Source organism: Cupriavidus sp. HPC(L) (genome assembly GCF_000307735.3).
GTDB lineage: Bacteria > Pseudomonadota > Gammaproteobacteria > Burkholderiales > Burkholderiaceae > Cupriavidus.
Genome location: NZ_AMPR02000239.1, coordinates 1 through 4,302 on the forward strand (window position 1 = coordinate 1; position 4,302 = coordinate 4,302).

Genomic DNA, 4,302 nt, shown 5'->3' on the forward strand with positions numbered 1-4,302 from the left:
AAGCCGCGCGTGCCCGCGGCGCGCACGGAGCCGCCGCAGATCGCGCAGGCCAGGCCCGCTGCCGCACCCTCGCCTGCCGGCGTCGAAGTGATCCGCGCCGGCAAGCGCGCCATCGAATAGGAAACGACGATGAATCTCCCGCTGCCGAGGGCGCGTCGATCCTGCTTTCAAGCGATACCTGCCTTGTCTTTCCCGATGAATTCATTGCACCGGCCGCGCACGCTGACCGCGTTGCTGTTGACGGCGAGCCTGCTCGGCACCGCGCCGCTGGGCGCGCAGCCCGCGCCAACCCGCGATCCGGTTCGCGATCAGGCCCGCGATCAAGCCCGCGATCAGGCAGAGCCTTCCGCGCAACGGCCCTCGCAACGCGTCACGCTCGCCGTCGGCGCGCAGCGCGAAATCCGCATCGGCCGGCAGCTCGAACGCATCGCCATCGGCAATCCCGAGGTCGCCGACGCGCTGCTGCTCAAATCGCGCGGCGCCAGCACCGCCGTGCTGCTGGTCGCGCGCAAGCCCGGCAATACCGATCTGATGGTGTGGCCGTCCGGCGAGGCGCCGATCCGGTACACGGTGCAGGTCGACGCGATGGCCTCCGATGGCCAGGGCGCGCAGATCGACGTGGCGGGGCAGGGCGCCATCATCCGGGGCCAGTCCCCCGATGCCGCCGCCGCAGCGGGCGCGCGACAGGCGGCGCGCGCGACCGTGGGCAACGGCCCGGTGCTCGACCGCTCGACCGTGCCGGTCACCGGCACCGTGCAGGTCGATGTCCGCGTGGTCGAGATCAGCAAGAACGTGCTGAAGCAGGCCGGCTTCAACTTCTATCGCAACCGCTCGGGCTTCGCGTTCGGCAGCTTCTCGCCGTCCACGCTGACCCGGGCCACGTTCACGCCGCGCCCCGGCGGCAGCAATACCGGCGGGGGCCTCGCCACGGAATCGACCGCGCCGATCAGCAGCGCGTTCAACCTGGTCGCGGCGTCGATGAGCCATGGCATCTTCGCCAACCTGAGCCTGCTCGAAGGCAATGGCATGGCCCGCATCCTGGCCGAGCCGAGCCTGGTGGCGCTGTCCGGTCAGAGCGCGAGCTTCCTCGCCGGCGGCGAGATCCCGATCCCGGTGCCGCAGGCGCTGGGCACCACCACGATCCACTACAAGCAGTTCGGTATCGGCCTGACCGTCACGCCGACCGTGCTGTCGCCGGAGCGGATCGCGCTGAAGGTCGCGCCCGAGGCCAGCGATCTCGATCCTTCGCGCGGCATCGTGATGAACGGCGCGACGATCCCGGCGATCGTCACGCGCCGCGCCGACACCACGGTGGAACTGGGCGATGGCGAGAGCTTCGTGATCGGCGGCCTGGTCAGCCGCAATACGGTCAGCAATGTCGACAAGGTGCCGGTGCTCGGCGACCTGCCGCTGATCGGCGCCTTCTTCAAGAACCTGAACTTCCACCAGGAAGACCGCGAGCTGGTGATCATCGTCACGCCGCATCTGGTGCGTCCGCTGGCCAAGGGGTCGAGCGCGGCGGCGCGGGTCGGGGCCGACGGCCGCACCTCCGCCAATCCACCGGTCTGGGGCAAGTTCCTCGGCGGCGATCTGGTCGATCCGGCGTTGCCGGGCTTTTCGAGGTAGAGGAAGGCATGGACATGACGCTGCCCCCCATCGATGCGGCCCCCGTGGCCAGCAATGCCACCTTCCTGTTGAACACCACCGGCGAGGCGCCGCGGCGCTGGCTCGAACGGGCGCTGGCGCCGCTCGGCCAGGTGCATGCGGTCGATGGCGTCGACCCTGCGCGCGACGGCATCGTCGAGCGGATCGGCACCGCCAATCCGGGCATCGTGTTCCTGCATTTCAGCGCCGAGCATGCCCAGGCATCGACCCGGCTCGGCCAGCAATTGGCCCGGCTGTTTCCGAACCTGCCGCTGGTCGCCCTTGGCGAGGCGCAGGAGCCCGAGTTGATGCTGGCGGCGCTGCGTGCCGGCGTGAAGGACTTCGTCGACATGCGCTCGCCCGCGGCCAATGCGATCGCGACGGTGCAGCGGCTGCTCGCCACGCGCGAGATCGTGCAGCCGGCGCGCCGCGGCAAGGTGCTGGCGGTGCTGGGCGCGCGGCCCGGCGTGGGCGCCACCACGCTGGCGACCAATCTCGCGGCAGCGGCGAAACGCCGGCAGAACGGCGAGGTGCTGCTGCTGGACCTCGGCCTGCCGGCACGCGACGGCGCGCTGTACACCAATGTCGCGCCGGGTTTTCACTTCGTCGAGGCGGTGCGCAATCTGCGCCGCTTCGATCAGGTCTTCGTGCAGACCGCGCTGACCCGGCATGCCGGCGGCGTCGCGGTGCTGCCGCTGCCCCAGACGCTGGCCGAGCTGCGCGACATCTCGTTCTCCGAGGCGCTGACGCTGCTCGGCACGCTGCGCAGCCACTTCGACCTGCAGGTGATCGACCTGGGCGGATTCAGCAATCTCGATTTCATGGCGCAGCTGGTCAAGGTCGCCGACGAGGTGCTGATCGTGGCCGAGCAGAGCGTCGCGGCGATCGTGTCGGCGGCGGAGCTGCTGGAAGAGCTGGGCCGCCGCGAGGCGGGCCGCGAGTCGATGCGGCTGGTGGTGTCGCGCTATCAGGCGCGCCTCGGTCTCGAAGCCGACCAGATCGCGCAGCGGCTCGAGCTGCCGCTGGCCGGCACGCTGCCCGACTGCCGCGAGACGATGCTGGCCGCGATGAACAGCGGCGCGGTACTGGCCGACCGGCAGCCCACCGCGCCCTATGTCCGCGCGCTGGCGCCGATGCTCGAGCGCGTCGGCTATCGCTGCGAAGCGCGCGCGTCGGGCCCCGGATGGCTGGAGCCGATCGCGCAGGCGGTGCAGCGGCTGCGGGCGGGCCATGCAGCGGGCAAGAACAAGGCAGACCATTGAGATGACGAGATGACGCAACCCATCGAATTCTCGGACAACGCCGCCGCGCCGTTTCCGACCTCGCAGGAATTCCACACGATCAAGGAAGCGGCGCACGAACACCTGCTGACGCGCATCGAGGAACTGGGCGCGGAGTTCGGCCGCTGGTCGCGCACGGCCATCCAGCGCTTCGTCGATCTCGAACTGGAGAGCTTCACGCGGCTGCGCCGGATTCCGATCAACGAGGCCGAGCTGCATCAGATCGCCGAGGCGCTGACCAAGGAGCTGGCGGGCTTCGGTCCGATCGAGGATCTGCTGAACGATCCCGCGGTCGAGGACATCCTGGTCAATGGCCATCTCGACGTCTATGTGTCGCGCCACGGCATGCTCGAACGCATTCCGGTGCGCTTTGCCGATGCCGGCCATCTGCTGCGCATCGTGCGCCGGATCCTCGCGCCGATCGGCCGGCGGCTCGACGAGTCGAATCCGATGGTCGACGCCCGGCTGCCCGACGGCGGCCGCATCAACGTCGTGATCCCGCCGCTGGCGCTGCAGGGCCCGGTGGTGTCGATCCGCAAGTTCCGCAAGGATCCGCTGACGCCGGAGGCGCTGCTTGGGCTCGGCACCATGAACCAGGAGATCGGCGATCTGCTCGAGGCCGCGGTCAAGGCCCGCTGCAATATCCTGGTCAGCGGCGGCACCAGCTCGGGCAAGACTTCGCTGCTCAATGCGCTGGCGATCTTCGTGCCGGATAGCGAGCGCGTGATCACCATCGAGGACACAGCCGAACTCGCGCTGAACCACCCGCACGTGGTTCGCCTCGAAAGCCGGCCCGGCGGGTTCGAGGGCACCGGCGTGGTGTCGATTCGCGACCTGCTGCGCAACAGCCTGCGCATGCGGCCGGACCGGATCATCGTCGGCGAAGTGCGCGGCGGCGAGGTGCTGGAGATGCTGCAGGCGATGAGCACCGGTCACGACGGCTCGATGGGCACGATCCACGCGAGCAGCCCGCGCGAATGCCTGTACCGGCTCGAGATGCTGGCCGGCTTCGCGGGCTTCCAGGGCAGCGAGGTCAGCCTGCGCCGGCAGATCGCCAATGCGATCGACTTCATCGTGCAGATCGGGCGGCTGTCGAATGGCAAGCGCCGCATCCTGTCGATCACCGAAGTGACCGGCATGGGCGACAACATCGTCACCACGCAGGAGTTGTATCGGCACGACCCGTATATCGGGCCCGATGGCGTCGAGGTCGACCGCTGGCAGTCGCTCGGCATCCTGCCGCACTCGCCGAAGCTGGCGCGGATGCGCCAGGCCGGTTTTGGCATGGACGATCCGTTGGGACGCTTCGATGTCTAGCGCCGGCCTGGCCCTCGCCGCGATTGCCTTGCTGCTGCTCGGCGCGGGCCTGCTGCTGCTC

The 4,302-nt window shown here is 69.5% G+C and carries 3 protein-coding genes; all 3 read left to right on the forward strand.

Annotation, left to right across the window (positions count from 1 at the left end):
- Positions 1 to 195 precede the first annotated feature (195 nt).
- The 3 genes from B551_RS14505 to B551_RS14515 are packed head-to-tail and all read left to right on the forward strand — an operon-like array spanning position 196 to position 4,241.
- A complete protein-coding gene (locus B551_RS14505; RefSeq protein ID WP_023264389.1) occupies positions 196 to 1,626 on the forward strand; it encodes a type II and III secretion system protein family protein in 1,431 nt (476 codons plus the stop codon).
- A gap of 14 nt (positions 1,627 to 1,640) precedes the next feature.
- Positions 1,641 to 2,906 carry a pilus assembly protein gene (locus B551_RS14510; RefSeq protein WP_052511379.1) on the forward strand — a complete coding sequence of 422 codons (1,266 nt, stop codon included), beginning with the start codon at positions 1,641 to 1,643 and terminating at the stop codon, positions 2,904 to 2,906.
- A 9-nt stretch (positions 2,907 to 2,915) separates the two neighbouring features.
- Positions 2,916 to 4,241, forward strand: coding sequence for a CpaF family protein (locus B551_RS14515; RefSeq protein WP_006578961.1), 1,326 nt, complete (start codon positions 2,916 to 2,918; stop codon positions 4,239 to 4,241).
- Positions 4,242 to 4,302: the final 61 nt, after the last annotated feature.

Bases quoted from the DNA above. Each gene is read 5' to 3' on its own strand.
- B551_RS14505 (WP_023264389.1), top strand. From the start codon at position 196: ATGAATTCATTGCACCGGCCGCGCACGCTGACCGCGTTGCTGTTGACG.
- B551_RS14510 (WP_052511379.1), top strand. From the start codon at position 1,641: ATGACGCTGCCCCCCATCGATGCGGCCCCCGTGGCCAGCAATGCCACC.
- B551_RS14515 (WP_006578961.1), top strand. From the start codon at position 2,916: ATGACGCAACCCATCGAATTCTCGGACAACGCCGCCGCGCCGTTTCCG.